We start from the raw sequence: 17,946 nt of genomic DNA on the forward strand, positions 1-17,946 counted from the left end.
CCGATGAGTCCTCCCGACATCCCCCGCGTCCGCGTCCTGTTCGAGGAGGCGGCCATCGCGCAGCGCAACGAGGAGATGGCGCGGGCGATCGCGGCCGAGCCGCTGCGGGACCTCCTGGTCGTGGCGGTGCTCAAGGGCAGCTTCATGTTCGCCGCCGACCTGATCCGCGCGCTGCACCGGGCGGGTCTGAGCCCGCAGGTGGAGTTCATCCACCTGTCGAGCTACCGGGCCGCCACGGTCTCGTCCGGTCAGGTCGCGATCCTGCGCGACGTCGAGAGCGAGGTGCGCGGGCGGGACGTGCTGCTGATCGACGACATCCTGGAATCCGGCCGCACGCTGGTCTACGCCAAGGACCTGCTGATGGCCCGGGGCGCCCACCGCGTCCTCACCGCCGTCCTGCTCGAGAAGCCGGGCAAGCGCGCGGTGACGATCGAGGCGGACCACGTGGGCTTCGTCTGCCCGGACGTGTTCGTGGTCGGCTACGGCATGGACGTGGCGCATGCCTTCCGGCAGCTTCCCTTCGTGGGCTTGGTGGATTACGGCGACGGCGAGCCGGATCTGTTCGACCGGGCCGCGACGGCATGACCCTGCGGGAAACCTTGGCGGTTCCCGCGATTTGCCCCATCACTGGATGATTCGCCCGCGCGGCCGAGAGACGAAGGATATGGCGACCATCCTGCTTGTCGACGACGAGGAGTCGATCCGGGGCTTCCTGAAGCGGGGCCTGGAGATGGATGGGCACCGCGTCGTCACGGCCATCGACGGCAGCGACGGGCTCGACCGCCTGGCCGAGGCCGCGGGCGCCTTCGACCTGATGCTCACGGATATCCGCATGCCGCTGATGGACGGGATCGCGCTCGCGCTCGCGGCCAAGCGCGACTACCCGTCCCTGACGATCATGCTGATGACCGGCTTCGCCGACCAGCGCGAGCGCGCCCGCGGCCTCGACGCGATCGTCTCGGACGTGCTGACGAAGCCCTTCACCCTCGCCGACATGCGCGCGAGCGTGCGCCGGGTGCTCGCCGCGGAGGCGCGCTGCGAGGGGTGACGGGGGTGCCGGACCGGTCCTAGGCCACGCGCCGCGCGGCGCCGGCCGGATCCGTCTCCCCGCGCGAAGCAGCGGTGCGCGCCGCGATCAGGGCCTTGGCCGCCTCCACCGCCGGGCCGGCGATCGCCACGGGCAGGCAGGAGGCCTCGTAGGTCAGCGGCGTGAACACCGGATGCAGGATCGTCGCCCCGTCCTCGCCGTCGAACCCGGCGCGCTGCCCCGCCTCGAGGTAGCTCTCGCAGGGCAGACCCTCGGCGAGCACCACGTCGTGCAGGTCGAGTTCGACGTGCAGGTACTCCACCTCCGACCAGTCCAGCACCGCCACCGCCTCGCCGTCGACGAGCGCCCCGGCCGGGACGAGGTGGTCAGCGAACCGCACGCCGTGGCCGGGTGAGAGGACGAGGTCGCGCTCGGGGATGCCGGGCGCCACGGCCCCGGCGCGGATCCGCACGGGGCGGACGCGCTCGGGCTGCGGATGAGCGCCGAGGCGCAGGCGACGGCGGCCGACCCACGTCACCGGCCGGGCCGCGCCGTCCGCGGTGACGAGGAGGTCGCCCGGGGCGAGATCCTCGATGCGCCGCGCGCCCTGCGGCGTGAGGAGGCGGGTGCCGGCCGCGAAGCAATTGACCGTCGCGGCGGGCGGGGCGGGGGCCGTCGAGGCGAACTGAAGCTGTCCGAGCACGCCGCCGATCGCCGCGCCGATCTTGGCGGCGCCCGCCGGGTTCTCGTGGATCCCATCGAGCGTGTCGGTGCTCGGATCGAGACCGACGTCGCCGACGACCCTGATGCGGCTCCCGTAGGCCACCAGGCTCGGGTCGCCGCTGGACGTGTTGATCAGGCGGTTGAGTTCGGCGCGGGTCGGCTCGTTCGCCGTGCTGTTCTGCCAGGTCGGATCGATGCGGGGCGGCACGTCGACGGCGACGACGTATTGCGCCCCCGCGTCGAGGTAGCTCTTCCACATGCGCGTCAGGGTGCCGTAGATCTGGGCCGCCGACTTGCGCTGCGGAATGTCGTTCGTGCCCGCCAGGAGCACCACGGCGTCCGGATGGAGCGCGTTGACCGATCCGACCTCGCCCGCCATCTGCGTCGCCGTCTCGCCGCCGACGGCCTGGTTGTACCCGTCCGGCAGATCGAAGCTGTTCCGTGGGGCCGCCGCCTGCAGCGCGAACGGCACCCAGATGCCGGATGCGGTGAGGCTGTCGCCTTCGACGACGAGACGCGGGTTGCTGGTAGGGATGGACACGGTGTTGCTTCAGCCTCCCAGGCAGCTTTAATCCGGTCAGATCCCGCCGATCTCGAATGCCGCGAAGAACGAATGGTCGCGCCAAACCGTGATGGAAGGTTGAGCCCTGCGCTTCATCCCCAGCCTGGACGGAGGCGATGCGTATGCGGGACATTCATCGTCAATGACTAGCGCAGTATCTGACTTTAGGAAAGTCGCAGGCTCGACGATGGTTGGACGATCATCCAACTGTCTCGACGGATTTTCGCTCGTCGTTGCGGATTTGCCGCGGGTTCGTCGCCGCGATCATCGGGACGGGGCCGCCGATCGTGGGAGAGGGCCGCGCGTCGGGCCCGGGCCCGCTGCCCGTCTCACACCTCCTCGCGCAGCACCCGCCGGATGATCTTGCCCGTGGTGGTGAGCGGGAGACTCGTCCGGAACGCGATCTCCCGCGGATATTCGTGGGCCGAGAGGCGCTGGCGCACGAAGTCCTGGATCTCGGCCGCCAGCGCGTCCGAGGGCGCGTGGCCCGGCCGCAGCACCACGACGGCCTTGACGATCTCGGTGCGCACGGGATCGGGCTTGCCCACCGCGGCCGCGAGCGCCACCGCCGGGTGGCGCAGCAGGCAATCCTCGATCTCGCCCGGGCCGATCCGGTAGCCCGACGAGGTGATGACGTCGTCGTCGCGCCCGACGAAGTGCACGTATCCGTCACCGTCGACCCGGCCCTGGTCTCCGGTCGTCATCCAGTCGCCGAGGAACTTCCGCCCGGTCGCCTCCGGGTCGCGCCAGTAGCCGAGGAACATCACCGGGTCGGGCCGCGCCACCGCGATCTGGCCGATCTCGCCGGCTTCGGTCGGCGTCCCGTCCGGGCGGATCACCGCCACGCGGTGGCCCGGCACGGGCTTGCCCGTCGAGCCCGCCCGCGCCAGGCCCAGGGCCGCGCAGGAGGCGAGAACGAGGTTGCACTCGGTCTGCCCATAGGCCTCGTTCACCGTCAGCCCGAGCGCGCCCCGCGCCCAGTCGAAGGTCTCGGGGCCCAGCATCTCGCCCGCGGAGGCCAGCGTGCGCAGGCGCGAGAGGTCGAACCGCGCGCGGGGATCCGCGACGGTGCGCAGCATCCGCAGGGCGGTCGGCGGCACGAAGGCGTTGGCGACCGCGAGATCCGCCATCAGCCGGAACGCCTCCTCGGGCTCGAACTTCTCCGCCTTGCGCGCCACCACGGCGATCCCGTGATGCAGGCTCGGCAGCAGCGCGTTGAGGAGCCCGCCCGCCCAGGCCCAGTCGGCGGGCGTCCACATCCGGTCGCCGGGGCGCGGCATGAAGTCGTGCATCATGGCGAAGCCCGGGAGGTGGCCGAGCAGCACCCGGTGTCCGTGCAGGGCGCCCTTGGGCGGCCCGGTCGTGCCGGAGGTGTAGATCATCAGCGCCGGATCGTCCGGCCCGGTCTCGACGGGGGCGAAATCCGGCGAGCCGGCGGCGAGGAGGTCGGGCAGGCCCAGGGCGCCCTCGCCCGCGCCCTCCGTGGCGATCAGCAGGGACAGGTCGGGGAGCGCCTCCCGCAGGGGCGCGAGCTTGGCGAGACCGGCCGCGTGGGTGACCACCGCCTTCGCGCCCGCGTCGCCGAGCCGGTGGAGGAGCGCGTCCGGCCCGAACACCACGGCCAGGGGCAGCGCCACGGCGCCGAGCTTGTAGATCGCCAGATGCGCGATCACCACGGGCGCGGATTGGGGCAGCAGCACCGCGACGCGGTCGCCGCGGGCGACGCCGTGGGCCCGCAGCGCGTTGGCGAGGCGGTTCGAGGCGTCGCGGAGCGCGGCGAAGCTCCAGGTCTCGACGCGTCCCTCCGCCGCCACCTCGAGGAGCGCCGGCCGCCCCGGATCCGCGCGCGCCCAGCGATCGCAGACGTCGACCGCGATGTTGTAGCGTTCCGGGATCCGCCAGCGGAACCCGGAGCGGAACGCCTCGTAGGTGGCGGGCGCGCTCACGCCCCACGCGCCGGGAAGGTGCCCGGGAAGGCGAAATCGCCGATCGGGTGCCGGCCGTTCGGGGTCTCGCGGGCGCGCAGCTCCTCCGACAGGGTGGCCGGATCGGCCCTGCGGCCGACCGCGAAGGCGGCCTCGACCCGGTGGTTCTCCGGCACCTTGAGCACCTCCGGGGCGCGGCCGTGATCGAAGCCGCCCATCCCGTGGGCGTGCCAGCCCAGCCGGACGGCCTGGAGCTGGAACAGCGCCGAGGCGGTGCCGGCGTCGAAGGAGGCGCTCCAGGACGGCTTCAACCCGTCCTTGGTGTTCATCATCTGGTTCGAGACGATGAAGAGCAGCGCGCCCGCATCCTTCACCCAGCCCTGGTTGAACGGCACCAGGAGGTCGAAGAGCGGTCCCCATTGGGGCGTGTCGCGCAGGGCGTAGACGAAGCGCCAGGGCTGCGAGTTGTACGAGGACGGCGCCCAGCGCGCCGCCTCGATCATGGTCAGCAGGTCGGCCTCCGGGACCGCCTCGCCCGTGAAGGCGCGCGGCGACCAGCGCTCCAGGAACAGGGGATCGATCGGACGGTCGGCTTGGCGGGAAGGGGATGACGTCACGGCAGGTCTCCGAAACGGACGCGCCTTCCTGCCAGCCCGGCGGCCCCTTGTCACGCCGGCTCCGCTCCTGGTCACAGCGGGAGCAGCCCGTCGCTCTTCACCTCCTCCATCACCGCGTAGGTCCGGGTCTCGGTGACGCCCGGCAGGGCGAGCAGCACCTCGCCGAGGAAGCGCCGATAGGCCGGCATGTCCCCGACGCGCGTCTTCACAAGGTAGTCGAAGCCCCCGCCCACCATGTGGCACTCCAGCACCTCCGGCGCCCGCCGCACCGCCGCGGCGAACCGCTCGAAGATGTCGGGCGTGGTCTTGTCGAGGGACACCTCCACGAAGACCAGGAGCCCGAGGCCGAGCCGGTGCGGGTCGAGCCGCGCCCCGAAGCCGGTGATCACGCCCTCCTTCTGAAGGCGGCGCAGGCGTTCGCCGGTGGCGGTGGGCGAGAGCCCGACCCGCTCGGCGAGGTCCACCGTGGCAATCCGTCCCTCGCGCTGCAGGACCGCGAGGAGGCGCCGGTCGATGCGGTCGAGCTTGTCGGAGGATTTCACTGCCCAGGCTCCTTCACGCCGCTGATCCGGCGGAGTTGAGCCTTCTATTGCGGTCGAACGGCGGCGTCATCGGCCGTAAGCTTGCGCCCATCCCGCACGAGGCCCGCCATGTCCGTCCCGCTCCCCGCCTTCTCGGCTCCCTACGCGTCCGACGACGCGGCGCTCGCCCGCCGCTTCCTCGCCGGCGCCGCACTGCCGCCCGAGCGGGAGGACCGCGTCGACGCCCTCGCCCGCGACCTCGTCGGGGCGATCCGGCAGGAGGGCGGACGGATCGGCGGCGTCGAGGCGCTGCTGCGGGAATATTCACTCTCCACCAAGGAGGGCCTCGCCCTCATGGTCCTGGCGGAGGCGCTGCTGCGCGTGCCCGACGCCGCCACCGCCGACCGGCTGATCGAGGACAAGCTGCGCCTCGGCGGGTTCGACCGGCACGCCACCCGGTCCGAGGCGCTCCTCGTCAACGCGTCGTCCTGGGCGCTCGGCCTCTCGGCCCGGATCATCCAGCCCGGCGAGACCCCGGAGGGCATCCTGCAGGGCCTCGCCCGGCGCCTCGGCCTGCCCGCCGTGCGCCAGGCCGCCCGCCAGGCCATGCGGGTGATGGGCAACCACTTCGTCCTCGGGGAGACGATCCAGGCGGCGCTCAAGCGCGCGGGGAGCGGCCAGGGGCGGCTCTACCGCTACTCCTTCGACATGCTGGGCGAAGGCGCTCGCACCGCCGAGGATGCCCGCGCCTACGCGGCCTCCTACGCGGCGGCGATCGCGGCGATCGGGCAGGCCGCCGGCAACCGGCCGCTGCCGGACCGGCCCGGCATCTCGGTCAAGCTCTCGGCCCTCCACCCGCGCTACGAGGCCATGAGCCGCGCCCGGGTGATGGACGAACTGGTGCCGGTGCTCCTGGGCCTGGCGCAGGCCGCCCGCGCCCACGACCTCAACTTCACGGTCGATGCCGAGGAGGCGGACCGGCTCGAACTCTCCCTCGACGTGATCGAAGCCGTGCTGGCCGACTCCTCCCTCGCCGGCTGGGACGGGTTCGGGCTCGCCGTCCAGGCCTACCAGAAGCGCTGCCTGCCGGTGATCGACCACGTGGCGGCGCTCGCCGCGCGCCTCGACCGGCGCCTGATGGTCCGCCTCGTCAAGGGCGCCTACTGGGACAGCGAGGTGAAGCGCGCCCAGGAGCGGGGGCTCGCCGACTTCCCGGTCTTCACCCGCAAGAGCATGACGGACCTGAGCTACCTGGCGGCGGCCGAGCGGCTGCTGGCGCACCGGCCGCGTCTCTTCCCGCAATTCGCCACCCACAACGCGCTCACCGTCGCGGCCATCGTCGAGCGGGCGGGGCCGGGGGAGGGCGGCTACGAGTTCCAGCGCCTGCACGGGATGGGCGAGGCCCTCTACGAGCGCCTGCTCGCGACCGTGCCGGGGGCGGCCTGCCGCACCTACGCTCCGGTCGGGGGCCACCGGGACCTCCTCGCCTACCTGGTGCGGCGCCTGCTGGAGAACGGGGCGAATTCCTCCTTCGTGTCGCAGGCCGCCGACCCGTCGGTGCCCGTGGAGGCGCTGCTGCGCCGGCCCGCCGAGAGCGTCGGGCGTCCCGAGAACGCCCGCCACGCGACCCTGCGCCGGCCGCGCGACCTCTTCGCCCCCGAGCGCGTCAACGCGGCGGGCATCGAGTTCGGTGAGCGCGCGGCCCTCGACGGGCTCCTCGCCGAGATCCGCGCCGCCTCCGGCCCGGGCGAGGCGGCGCCCGTGATCGACGGCGTCGCGCAGGCGGGCGCCGCCCGGCCCGTCCTCAGCCCGATCGACGGGGCGACCCCCGTCGGCACGGTGGTCGACGCCGCGCCCGAGACGGCCGACCGGGCGATGGCGGCGGCGCGGAAGGCGTTCCGGTCCTGGGACCGCATGCCGGCCGCCCGGCGCGCCGCCGCCCTCGACCGGGCCGCCGACGCCATGGAGGCGGCGCGCGCGCGCCTCCTCCACCTGCTCCAGGCGGAGGCCGGCAAGACCCTCGACGACGCGCAGGCCGAATTGCGCGAGGCGGTCGATTTCTGTCGCTACTACGCCGCGCAGGGCCGGCGGCAATTCGGCGAGGCCCTGGCGCTGCCGGGCCCCGCCGGCGAGAGCAACCGCCTCGTGCTGCGCGGGCGCGGGGTCGTGGTGGCGATCTCGCCCTGGAACTTCCCGCTGGCGATCTTCACCGGTCAGGTCGCGGCCGCGCTCATGGCCGGCAACGCCGTGGTGGCCAAGCCCGCCGAGCAGACGCCCCTGATCGCCGCCGAGGCCGTGCGGCTGCTGCACGGGGCCGGCATCCCGCCGGGCGCCCTCCAGCTCGTCCCGGGCGACGGCGCGGTGGGCGCGCGCCTCGTCGCGCATCCGGCGGTGGCGGGCGTCGCCTTCACGGGATCGACCGAGGTGGCGCGCGCCATCAACCGGGCGCTCGCCGCCAAGGACGGGCCGATCGTGCCCCTGGTGGCCGAGACCGGCGGCATCAACGCCATGCTGGTCGACGCCACCGCGCTTCCCGAGCAGGTCGCCGACGACGTCGTCACCTCGGCCTTCCGCTCCGCCGGCCAGCGCTGCTCGGCCCTGCGCCTCCTCCTGGTGCAGGACGACGTGGCGGACCGCATGATCCGCATGATCGCCGGCGCCGCCCGCGAACTGCGCCTGGGCGATCCGCGCGATCCCGCGGTGCAGATCGGGCCGGTGATCGACGCGGAGGCGAAGGCGCGGCTCGACGCGCACGGGGCCGCGATGCGGCGGGAGGCGCGGACCCACTTCGCGGGCGAGGCGCCGGCCGGCGGCTTCTACGTGGCGCCGCAGATCTACGAGATCCCCGGCCCGCAGGCCCTGCGCGAGGAGGTGTTCGGGCCGATCCTGCACGTCGCCCGCTACCGGGCGGCGGATCTCGACCGGGTGCTCGACGCGATCGAGGCCAGCGGCTACGGCCTGACGCTCGGGATCCACTCGCGGATCGACGCGACCGTCGAGCGGGTGGTGGACCGCCTTTCCACCGGCAACGTCTACGTCAACCGCAACATGATCGGCGCCGTGGTGGGCGTGCAGCCCTTCGGCGGCAGCGGCCTCTCGGGAACCGGCCCGAAGGCGGGCGGCCCGCACGCCCTCGCCCGCTTCGCCACGGAGCAGACCGTGACCGTCAACACGGCCGCCGCGGGGGGCGACGCGGCCCTGCTGGCGGCCGAGGGCTGACCGCGATCCCGCCCGGCGGCGGCGCGGCGTCCGGGAGGGCGCCCCGTCGGGATCGTTGTGGCGCGACGCGGCGACGCGGCGCTCCCAGCCGAGGGAGAGCCCCGTCGCAGCCTTCGGCCGCGTCGAGCGGCCCTTGGGCGCTGCTCCTCCAGAACTGACGGTGGAATCGTGATTTCTCGCCCAGCGAATGCGCGTGATGGCGGGAGAGTCTCGGATCTGAATCGATATAAATGGAGGGTTTCACGCGTTCGTACTTGAAATAATGAGGTGTATCCAAAAAATATCCCGGGAAGAGACTAGATTGCATTTGAACAAATGATCAAACGTTAAGGCGGCTGCGTCTACCATTCGGCCTAGATCGCGGGTGGAACACGGAGCCGATGGTCGCAAGCTTGATGTGCCTGGGCGAGCAGCACGCGGGATGGATCCTGCTCGTCGCGGGCCTCGTCGCCTGGACCTCCGCGGCGATCGCTCTGCGGATGCTCGACCACGCGGATCGTGCCCGGACGGGACGCAACCTGCCGTGGCTGCTCGCGGCGGGGTTCTGCGCCGGTGCCGGCATCTGGAGCACGCATTTCATCGCCCTGCTGGGCTACGATCCGAGCCTCGACGCCGCCTACGCGCTGGTGCCGATGCTCGCGTCAATGGCGGCGGCGATCGGCGGCAGCCTCATGGCCTTCGCGGTGCTGGAGGCCTCGGACCGGCTGCTGGCGGCCGTCGCGGGCGGAGGACTGTTCGGCCTCGGCGCGGCGGCCACGCACTACGCCGGCATGGTGGGCATCGAGTTCCCCACCCTGATCGTCTGGGATCCGGGGCGGGCGACCGCCGCGGTGGTGATCGGCAGCACGGGGATCGCGGCCGGGTTCGGCCTCTACCGGAGGGCCGGGCGGCGCGGTGCCGTCCTCCTGCCCGCGGCGCTCGTGGCCGGGGGCGTCGGTCTCCTGCATCTGCTCGCCATGACCGCGATCACGCTTCGGCACGATCCGCGGATCGTCGTCCTGACGACCGCCCTTCCCCGCGGCACCCTGGTGCTGGCGGTCGCCGGCGTGATGGCGGCGATCCTCGGCTTCGCGGCGCTCGGGCTCGTGGCCGATCGCCTGCGGCAGGCCAATGCGGCGCTGACCCGGCGCGGGGAGGATCTGGCCCGGCAGACGGCGCAGTTCGACGCGGCCCTGAACGCCATGTCGCAGGGGCTCTGCCTCTACGACACCGAAGGGCGGCTCGTCGTCGCCAATCGCCGGTTCCGCGAGATCTACGGCCTGCCCGGCGACGCGCCGCCGGTCGGTCTGCCGCTCGCGCATGTTCTCTGCGTGATCGGCCCCGCCCCGGCGGAGCGCGCCGCCCTGGCGGCGGTCCACCGCGACCCGGAGGCCGGCCCCTTCCAGCACCTCTCGCCCGCGGGGCGCACCGTCGCGATCTCGCGCGGGGCGATGGCGGATGGCGGCTTCGTGGTGACCTACGAGGACGTGACCGAGCGGTCGCGGGCGGAGGCGGCTTTGCGCGCCAGCGCCACCGCCCTGCAGGCGAGCGAGGAGCGCCTCGCCTTCGCTCTCGACGGCGGCACGGATGGGCATTGGGATTGGAACATCGCCACCGGCGAGGTCTGGTACTCCGACCGCTGGCTGACGATGCTCGGCTTCGCCGCGGGCGAGCTCGACGGCAGCGTCCGGACCTGGGAGCGCCTCTGCCATCCGGAGGATTGGCGCCGGACCGCGCGTCTCCTGGCGGAGCATTTCGATGGGCGGGCGCCGGACTTCACCTGCGAGCAGCGCCTGCGGCGCAAGGACGGCGCCTTCGCCTGGGTCCTGGCGCGTGGCAAGGTCGTGGCGCGCGGCGCCACCGGCGCGCCGCTGCGGATGGTCGGCACCCAACTCGACATCACGCACCGCAAGGAGGCGGAGGCGCGCTTCGTTCACATGGCGAGCCACGACCCCCTGACCGGGCTGCCCAATCGGTTGCTGTTCCAGGAGCGCCTCGCCCAGAACCTCGCCGAGGCGGATCGCGTCGGCACCCCCTTCGCCGTGTTCTGCCTCGACCTCGACGGCTTCAAGGCGGTGAACGACGGCTTCGGCCATTCGGCCGGCGACGCGCTCCTGCGGGTCGCCGCGGAGCGGATTCGCGCGACCCTGCGGGGCGACGACCTCGTGGCGCGGCTCGGCGGCGACGAGTTCGCGGTGCTGATCCCCGGCCCGCAGCCGCGCGAGCGCTACGCCCGCGTCGCCGAGCGGCTGATCGGGGCGATGCGGGAGCCCCTGATCCTTCACGGGGAGGAGGTCGTCGTCGGTGTGAGCGTCGGCATCGCGCTCGCGCCCGATCACGGAACGGACGGGGACGACCTCGTGCGCCGGGCGGACCTCGCCCTCTACCGGGCGAAGGCCGAGGGGCGGAACACCTACCGGTTCGCCGACGCCGCCGAAGGAACGCGCCCGCTCCGGCGGGCCGCGGCGCGCTAGAGACTGTCGCGATCCCGGCACCATGGCCGCAACGGCTTATTGACCGACGGTCAGTCAAAGAGCAGGATGATCCCCGCCCCGATCCCGAACGCCAGGAGGCCGTGATGTCCGCCCAAGCCCTGCTGCTCACCCTGTTCCGCTACAAGGAGAGCGCCGACGCCGAGTTGATCGCGGCCGTCTCCACCCTCGACGCCGCCGACCGCGACGTCGCGACGGCGCTCCGGATCCTGCATCACAACCACATCATCGACCGCATCTTCGCGGCGAATCTCCAGCGCCGGGATCACGGCTACCGCACGGATTGGAGCGAGGAGTCACCGCCGGTGCATCGCCTCGCGGCCGAGGTCGCGGAGATCAATCGCTGGTACGTCGCGTATCTGTCGCGCGCGACCGCCGAGGATCTCTCGGAATCCGTCGATTTCCGCTTCTCCGACGGGGGGCACGGCCGGATGTCGAGGGAGGAGATGCTGGCCCACGTCGTCACCCATGGCGGCTACCATCGGGGTGAGGTCGGTCGGCTCCTCCCGACGATCGGGGAGACGAAGCGTCGCGACGTCTTCGCGGGCTACCTGCATCGCGTCGAGCCGGACCGCCGCGCGGCCTGACGGGGCGCGGGGCCGACCACGGATCCGCCGCGACGCGCCGCGGGGCTGAGGCCCGGCCCCGCCGGTCAGGCCGGCGAGCCGCCCGACGCGACGAGCCGCAGGGCCGGCCTCAGGCTCGCCTGCGCCGCCACCTTGCGCTCCAGTTCGCCGTCGCGGAACGGTTTCTGCACGATGCGCTCCTCGCCGGCCATGCCGACGGCCTTGAGTGCATCGAGGTCGGCGAACCCCGTGACGAACAGCACCGGGAGGTGCGGCCAGCGCTGCGCGATCTCGGCCGCAACCTCCGCGCCGTTCATGCCCGGCATGGCGAAGTCGAGGATCACGCCGTCGACCCGCGCGTCGCGCTCCAGCGCCTGGAGGGCCGCGAGGCCCGAGCCGGCCTCGCGGATCTCGTAGCCGATCCCCGCGAGCTTGGCCGCGGTCACCTCCCGCACGGCGCTGTCGTCGTCGACCACGAGCAGCACCGGCGCCCCGCCGTGCCGGCCCGGCGCCGGCCCCACCGGGTCGGAGGGCGCGGCGTGCCCGACGATGCCGACGATCGCCGCCCGCGGCAGGTACACCTTCACGGAGGTGCCCTCGCCGAGGCGCGTGTCGATGCGGACGCCCCCGCCCGACTGCTTGGCGAAGCCGTAGACCTGGGCGAGGCCGAGGCCCGAGCCCTTGCCCATCTCCTTGGTGGTGAAGAACGGCTCGAAGACCCGCTTGAGCACCTCCGGCGGGATGCCCGAGCCGGTGTCGCAGACCGCCACCATCACGTAGTCGCCCGGCGGCGGCTCCTCCGGCCGGCGCGGCGCGTCGAGGACGCGCACGTTGGCCGTCTCGATCGTCAGTCCGCCCCCCACCGGCATCGCGTCGCGGGCATTGATGCAGAGGTTGAGGATGACGAGTTCGATCTGGGTCGCGTCGACCAGGGCCGGCCAGAGGTCGGCCTGCAGCGTCGTCTCGATCCGCACCGCCCCGCCGATCGAGCTCTGCAGCAGGTCGCGCATGGTCGCGACCGTCTGGTTGAGCTGCACCGGCGTCGGTTCGAGCCGCTGGCGCCGCGAGAAGGAGAGGAGCTGCGAGGTCAGCCGGGCGCCGCGCTCGGCCGCGCCCCGCATCATCGCGAGGCGCCGCTTGGTGCGCTCGTCCGCGGCCAGGGGCTCGAGGAACTCGATGTTGCCGGCGATCACCGTCAGCAGGTTGTTGAAGTCGTGCGCGACGCCGCTGGTGAGCTGGCCGATCGCCTCCAGGCGCTGGGCCTGCCGCAGGGCCTCCTCGGCGCGCTCGCGCTCGGCGATCTCGGCCCGGAGCGCGAGGTTGGCCTCGGCGAGTTCGCGGGTGCGGTCCGCGACCCGCGCCTCCAGGGTCTCGTTCAGCTCGCGCAACGCCTGCTCGGCGGCCCGGCGCTCGGCCTTCGCCCGCGCCTCGGCGAGCGCCCGGATCAGCACGCGCGGCAGGCGGTCGAGGCGCTGCTTGGTCACGTAGTCGGTGGCGCCGTTCTTCAGCGCCTCCACGGCCACGTCCTCGCCGAGCGTGCCCGACACGAACACGAAGGGGACGTCCGGGCAGCGCGTCCGCGCGATGGCGAGCGCGCTCATCCCGTCGAAGGCCGGCAGCACGTAATCGGCCAGGATGAGGTCGCTGGCACCGCGCGCGGCGGCGGCCTCGAAGCCCTCGCGGGTCATGACCCGCTCGATCCGGCAGGGAATGCGGGCATCGTCCAGGACGACGCCGAGCAGTTCGGCGTCGAGGTCGCTGTCCTCCAGCAGGAGGATGCGCAGGGGCGGGCCCTCGGCCAGGCCGTCGTCCGTCAGGCGTTCGATGGCCAGCCTCCCTTGCGCGGCGGCGGTTCGTTGAGCACCGCCCAAAACACGCCGAGATCCTGGATCGCCTCGAAGAATTCCTTGAACCCGACGGGCTTCACCACGAAGGCGTTCACGCCGAGCTCGTAGGACCGCACGAGGTCCGATTCCTCGCGGGAGGAGGTCAGCATCACGATCGGCACCAGACGCATCCTCGCGTCGCTCTTCACGGCGGCGAGCACCTCCAGCCCGTCGACCTTCGGAAGCTTGAGGTCGAGGAGCACCACGGCCGGGTCGCGCAGGTCCCGGTCCTCGTAGCGCCCGCGCCGGTACAGGTAGTCGAGGGCCTCGGCACCGTCGCGGCAGATCACGATGTCGTTCGCGAGCTGGCTCTTCTCCAGGGCCGCCAGCGTCAGCTCGATGTCGTTCGGGTTGTCCTCGACCAGGAGGATCGGCTTCAGGTCAGCCACGGTGCCGGGTCTCCGCACGGATCGGCAGGGTGAAATGGAATGTCGCGCCGCGCCCGAGAGCGCCCTCGGCCCAGGTCCGGCCCCCGTGCCGCTCGACGATGCGGCGGACATTGGCGAGGCCGATCCCCGTACCCTCGAACTCCTCGACGCGGTGCAGGCGCTGGAAGACGCCGTACAGCTTATTCACATAGGCCATATCGAAGCCCACGCCATTATCGCGCACAAAGAAAATTGCTTCCCCATCGGCATCCGGCCCGCGGCCGACCTCGATCAGGGCCTCCTCGCGCCCGCGCGTGTACTTGACGGCGTTCGACAGAAGGTTCTCCAGAACGAGTCGCAGCATCATCGGGTCGGCGTAGACGCGGCCGAGCGAGCCCACCTGCCAGCGGATGGCGCGGTCGGGACCGGCGTCCCGCAGCACCTTGCGCCGCACCTCCTCCACCACGAGGTTCATATCGGCCGAGACGCGGTTGAGGGCGTTGCGCCCCATCTGCGAGAAGGTCAGGAGGTTGTCGACGAGAGTCCCGGCCGAGAAGGCGGCCTCGATGATCGTGTCGACGTAGTGCCGGCCCTTGTCGGAGAGACGGTCGCCCTCCCGCGAGCGCAGCAGCTCGGCGTAGCCGACGATGTGGCGAAAGGGCGCACGCAGGTCGTGGCTCACCGAGTAGGAGAAGGCCTCGAGCTCCTTGTTCGACCGCTTCAGCTCGTCCGTCATGGCGGCGAGTTCCTCGGCCCGGCGCAACACGATTCCCAGCACCGCGGCCCGCAGGTCCTTGGCGGCGTCGATCTCGGGCTCCGACCACGGCAGGGAGCGGCCCTGCACGGTCTCCTTCCAGGTCTCGAAGGAGCGGCGCGGGTGCAGGCGCACGGAGCCGTCGGGTGCGTCGCGGGTCTCGGGCTTGGTGGGGTTGCCGCCCCAGCGCACGGTGCGCACCACCTCCGGCCTGAACCAGAGCACGTAGCTCGCGTATTTCTTGGAGATCGAGATGGCGAGGAGGCCGCTGGCCCTCGCGACGATCCCGGCCGCCGACGGGTGCACCTCGCCGAGCGCGTCCGTAACCACGAGGTCCTCGCCCGAGTGCTCCGTCGCGAGCCAGGCGTAGAGGTCCCGCACCGCCGCCTCTCCGGGCGTCTCGCCGATCAGCCGGCACTGCTCGCCGGTGACGATGGCGGCGCCGCCCGCATCCGTGAGCGCGAGCACCTCGTCCGGATGGTTGAGCAGCCCGTCGAGGAAGTTGTCCTCCTCCGCCATGAAGCCGAGCAGCCGCGCCGCGAGGCTCCCGAGCCGCAGACGCGTCTCGGCCTGGGCGCCGCGCTCCTTGGCGGCAAGCTGGAGCGCGAAGATCCGGGTGAGGAAGTCGCAGGCGTTGCGGGCCTGCAGCGGCACCCGGCGCGGCGCCTTGTTGTGGCAGGAGATCAGGCCCCACAGCGCCCCGTCGACCAGGATCGACACCGACATCGACGCCATGGTGCCCATGTTGCGCATGTACTGCACGTGGACCGGCGAGACGGAGCGCAGGATCGACTGGCTGAGATCGAGGGGACGCCCGCTCGACGGGGTCAGGGCCGGGCGGATCGGCACCGGCGCGTAGGCCGCGTCCGGGATGATGCGCAGGCGGTTGCGCCGGTAGAGGTCGCGGGCCTGGGAGGGGATGTCGGTGGCCGGGAAGCGCAGGTCGAGGTAGGAGGGCAGCACGCCGTTGCCGTCCTCCGCCACCACGGTGCCGTTCCAGTCCCGGTCGAACCGGTAGACCAGGGCGCGGTCGAAGCCGGTGATGTGGCGGATGTCCCGGGCGAGCAGCGCGCAGAGTTCCGGCACCGAGCCGGCCGCGTGCAGCCCCTCCACGAAGGCGTTGAGGCGCGGGTGCAGGGCGTCGAGGCTGGCATCCGTGCCCGCGGCCTCGCCGGATTCCTCCAGTTCGAGGACGGTGAGCCCGTCCGCGCGGTGCAGCGCGAGGTCGTACGCGACCGGCCCGGCCGCCGTGTCCAGGGTGAGGGTGCGCAGGTAGCGGGCCCCCTCGCGCTCGGGATGGTTGGCGAGCCCCGCCGCGACCGCGTCCATGATCTCCGGGAAGGCGGTCCGGAGCGGCTGGCCCGTCACCGCGCCGCCCGGCCGGCCGGGCCGGTCGGGCACGTTGTCGCTCGCCTGCACGATGCGCAGATCGGGCCCCTGCGCCGCCAGGAGGAAGCCGTGGGGCTGGATCGTGCCGAGGATGTGGATCGGCTCCCGATCGCAGGCGGTCAGTGCCTCGCTCTCGGGCAGGCGCGCGGCCGAACTCAAGCTCTCGCCTCCATGGTGGCTCTCCTTCTTCGTCACCATACATATGTCGTCCGGCCTAGGCGACCCGGGTGCGAGCACCGGATGAAAGGCCGAGGTGGTGCGTGGGATCTCGCGATCGGACGGCGGCGCGGCGGACCCGCGTCCGGCCGGCCCGTCGGGCGCCCGCGGCAGGCGCGCGCGCCGACGCCGGCCCTGACGAATCCTCGACGAGCGGCGTGACGAACCGCCCGCATCCGCTAACGTAGGGCGTCCAGGTTGCGGGCGGCCGCCGCGTAGCCGTTCGCCTTGGCGAGGCCGAGCCAGTACCGCGCCTGCGCCACGTCTCGCGGAACCCCGAAGCCACGCGCATAGGCGACCCCGAGGGCGTTCTGACCCGCTGCGTTCCCGTTCTTGGCCGCCTGCTGGTACCAGGTGACCGCCTCGGACGGGCTGGCCGTCACGCCATCCCCGCGCTCGTACATCATGCCGAGGTCGAACTGCGCGGCCGCGTTGTTCTGCCGGGCGGCGCGCTGAAAGAAGCCGAGGGCGACGGCGGGATCCCGCGCCACGCCGGTGCCGTTGAGGTAGATCTCGCCGGCCTTCACCTGCCCCAACGCGTCGCCGTGATCGGCCGCGCGCCGATAATAGGCCAGGGCCTGCGCGGGATCCCGCGGCACGCCGTTCCCGTTCTCGTAGAGCCAGCCGAGCTCCGCCTCCGAGAAGCCGTCGCCCTTGTCGGCGGCGCGGCGGAACCACTGCGCGGTGAGGCCGCGGTCGGCCGTGACGCCGACGCCGTCCCGATAGGCGATTGCCATCCGGCGCTGGGCGTAGACCTGGCCCTGGTCGGCGGCCTTCTGGAACCACGAGACGGCCTCCTTCGGGTCGAGCGGCCGCCCGTCGCCGGTCGCGAAGGCCTGACCGACGCGGGCCTGCGCCTCGGCATCCCCCTTGCCGGCCGCGCGCGTCAGCAGGTCCATCGCCTGGGCCTTGTTCGCCGCGATGCCGGTGCCGTCGAAGAGGTGGATTCCCAGCAGCCGCTCGCCCGCGGCGCTCCCCTGCGCGGCGGCCTTCTGGTACCAGCCGACGGCCGTCGGCTGGTCGGCCGAGAGGCCGCCCAGGCCGCGCTCGTAGGCGAAGCCGACCTCCACCTGCGCGTAGGCGTCGCCGCCATCGGCGGCGCGACGGAACATCGCGACGCCCCGGGCCAGGTCGACCGGCCCGCCGATTCCCCGCTGGGCCGCGATGCCGAGCTGCCGCAGGGCCGGCGCGAAGCCCTGCGCGGCCGCCTTCTCCAGCCAGGGCAGCCCGGCCGGAGCGTTCGCTGGGATGCCGCCCAGCCCGTTGAAGAACGCGTTTCCGAGGTTGTACTGCGCGTAGAGGTGCCCCTGCTCGGCGGCAGCGCGGTAATGCGTCAGCGCCTCCCGCATGTCGGGCATCACGGTCGTGCGCCGCAGCGCGATCGTCGGATCGTACAGGGTTCCGAGGAGGAACTCCGCGTCCCGCTGGCCGTCCGCCGCCGCCCCGCGCAGCTGCGCGAGCGCCGCCGTGTCGCCGGCCGCGCGGTCGCGCAGGGCGTTGATCTCCTGCCCGCTCAGCGGCGGCTTGGGCTGTGCCCAGGGCGCGGCCGACTCGGAGGAGGGCAAGCCGCCCCCGGCGACGAGCCAGCCTGCCGCCAGGAGGGCGAGCGCCTGCGGCCAGACCGCCCAGGCGGCGCGGTACCAGGCATCGCCGTTCCAGAGGAGCGCGTGCTTGAGAGCGAGCGTCTGCGTGCCCATGGCGG

Annotated in this window: 13 protein-coding genes; 5 read left to right on the plus strand and 8 right to left on the minus strand. The window is 72.8% G+C overall.

The window, feature by feature from the left end; genetic code table 11:
* The first annotated feature begins 3 nt into the window (after positions 1 to 3).
* Entirely contained in the window at positions 4 to 585 is a 582-nt protein-coding gene (gene hpt / locus ACW9J6_RS18200; RefSeq protein ID WP_457117907.1) for a hypoxanthine phosphoribosyltransferase, read from the plus strand.
* Between the two features lie 79 nt (positions 586 to 664).
* Positions 665 to 1,048, plus strand: coding sequence for a response regulator (locus ACW9J6_RS18205; RefSeq protein ID WP_457117908.1), 384 nt, complete (start codon positions 665 to 667; stop codon positions 1,046 to 1,048).
* 19 nt (positions 1,049 to 1,067) lie between these two features.
* On the opposite strand, the gene ACW9J6_RS18210 is transcribed toward ACW9J6_RS18205, so the two are convergent.
* From ACW9J6_RS18210 to ACW9J6_RS18225, 4 genes are all read right to left on the minus strand, one after another.
* A complete protein-coding gene (locus tag ACW9J6_RS18210) occupies positions 1,068 to 2,291 on the minus strand; it encodes a Hint domain-containing protein (RefSeq protein WP_457117909.1) in 1,224 nt (407 codons plus the stop codon).
* Positions 2,292 to 2,641: 350 nt separating this feature from the next.
* Entirely contained in the window at positions 2,642 to 4,258 is a 1,617-nt protein-coding gene (locus ACW9J6_RS18215; RefSeq protein WP_457117910.1) for an AMP-binding protein, read from the minus strand.
* Positions 4,255 to 4,854, minus strand: a complete 600-nt coding sequence (locus ACW9J6_RS18220) for a nitroreductase family protein (RefSeq protein ID WP_457117911.1) — start codon at positions 4,852 to 4,854, stop codon at positions 4,255 to 4,257. The genes ACW9J6_RS18215 and ACW9J6_RS18220 overlap by 4 nt, the downstream gene beginning before the upstream one ends.
* 71 nt (positions 4,855 to 4,925) lie before the next feature.
* The gene (locus ACW9J6_RS18225; RefSeq protein ID WP_457117912.1) at positions 4,926 to 5,396 is read right to left on the minus strand and encodes an Lrp/AsnC ligand binding domain-containing protein; all 471 of its coding nucleotides are present in this window, start codon (positions 5,394 to 5,396) and stop codon (positions 4,926 to 4,928) included.
* Positions 5,397 to 5,504: 108 nt separating this feature from the next.
* Here ACW9J6_RS18225 and putA point away from each other — a divergent pair, with 108 nt between their 5' ends.
* From putA to ACW9J6_RS18240, 3 genes are all read left to right on the plus strand, one after another.
* Positions 5,505 to 8,594 carry a bifunctional proline dehydrogenase/L-glutamate gamma-semialdehyde dehydrogenase PutA gene (putA, locus tag ACW9J6_RS18230; protein WP_457117913.1) on the plus strand — a complete coding sequence of 1,030 codons (3,090 nt, stop codon included), beginning with the start codon at positions 5,505 to 5,507 and terminating at the stop codon, positions 8,592 to 8,594.
* Between the two features lie 380 nt (positions 8,595 to 8,974).
* Entirely contained in the window at positions 8,975 to 11,047 is a 2,073-nt protein-coding gene (locus tag ACW9J6_RS18235; protein WP_457117914.1) for a diguanylate cyclase domain-containing protein, read from the plus strand.
* Positions 11,048 to 11,151: 104 nt separating this feature from the next.
* Positions 11,152 to 11,652, plus strand: a complete 501-nt coding sequence (locus tag ACW9J6_RS18240) for a DinB family protein (protein ID WP_457117915.1) — start codon at positions 11,152 to 11,154, stop codon at positions 11,650 to 11,652.
* Between the two features lie 65 nt (positions 11,653 to 11,717).
* On the opposite strand, the gene ACW9J6_RS18245 is transcribed toward ACW9J6_RS18240, so the two are convergent.
* From ACW9J6_RS18245 to ACW9J6_RS18260, 4 genes are all read right to left on the minus strand, one after another.
* Positions 11,718 to 13,463 (minus strand): response regulator, encoded by a 1,746-nt coding sequence (locus ACW9J6_RS18245; RefSeq protein ID WP_457117958.1) that lies wholly within the window; start codon positions 13,461 to 13,463, stop codon positions 11,718 to 11,720.
* On the minus strand, positions 13,445 to 13,906 hold the full coding sequence (locus tag ACW9J6_RS18250) for a response regulator (protein ID WP_457117916.1): 462 nt from the start codon (positions 13,904 to 13,906) through the stop codon (positions 13,445 to 13,447). The genes ACW9J6_RS18245 and ACW9J6_RS18250 overlap by 19 nt, the downstream gene beginning before the upstream one ends.
* Positions 13,899 to 16,226, minus strand: coding sequence for an ATP-binding protein (locus ACW9J6_RS18255; protein WP_457117917.1), 2,328 nt, complete (start codon positions 16,224 to 16,226; stop codon positions 13,899 to 13,901). The genes ACW9J6_RS18250 and ACW9J6_RS18255 overlap by 8 nt, the downstream gene beginning before the upstream one ends.
* Before the next feature lie 197 nt (positions 16,227 to 16,423).
* Positions 16,424 to 17,941 (minus strand): tetratricopeptide repeat protein, encoded by a 1,518-nt coding sequence (locus ACW9J6_RS18260; protein WP_457117918.1) that lies wholly within the window; start codon positions 17,939 to 17,941, stop codon positions 16,424 to 16,426.
* Positions 17,942 to 17,946: the final 5 nt, after the last annotated feature.

It is taken from the genome of Methylobacterium sp. JK268 (assembly GCF_054052225.1).

Coding starts and splice junctions, on each gene's coding strand:
- putA (WP_457117913.1), top strand. CDS start 5,505: ATGTCCGTCCCGCTCCCCGCCTTCTCGGCTCCCTACGCGTCCGACGAC.
- ACW9J6_RS18255 (WP_457117917.1), bottom strand. CDS start 16,226: ATGGTGACGAAGAAGGAGAGCCACCATGGAGGCGAGAGCTTGAGTTCG.
- ACW9J6_RS18240 (WP_457117915.1), top strand. CDS start 11,152: ATGTCCGCCCAAGCCCTGCTGCTCACCCTGTTCCGCTACAAGGAGAGC.
- ACW9J6_RS18235 (WP_457117914.1), top strand. CDS start 8,975: ATGGTCGCAAGCTTGATGTGCCTGGGCGAGCAGCACGCGGGATGGATC.
- ACW9J6_RS18260 (WP_457117918.1), bottom strand. CDS start 17,941: ATGGGCACGCAGACGCTCGCTCTCAAGCACGCGCTCCTCTGGAACGGC.
- ACW9J6_RS18205 (WP_457117908.1), top strand. CDS start 665: ATGGCGACCATCCTGCTTGTCGACGACGAGGAGTCGATCCGGGGCTTC.
- hpt (WP_457117907.1), top strand. CDS start 4: ATGAGTCCTCCCGACATCCCCCGCGTCCGCGTCCTGTTCGAGGAGGCG.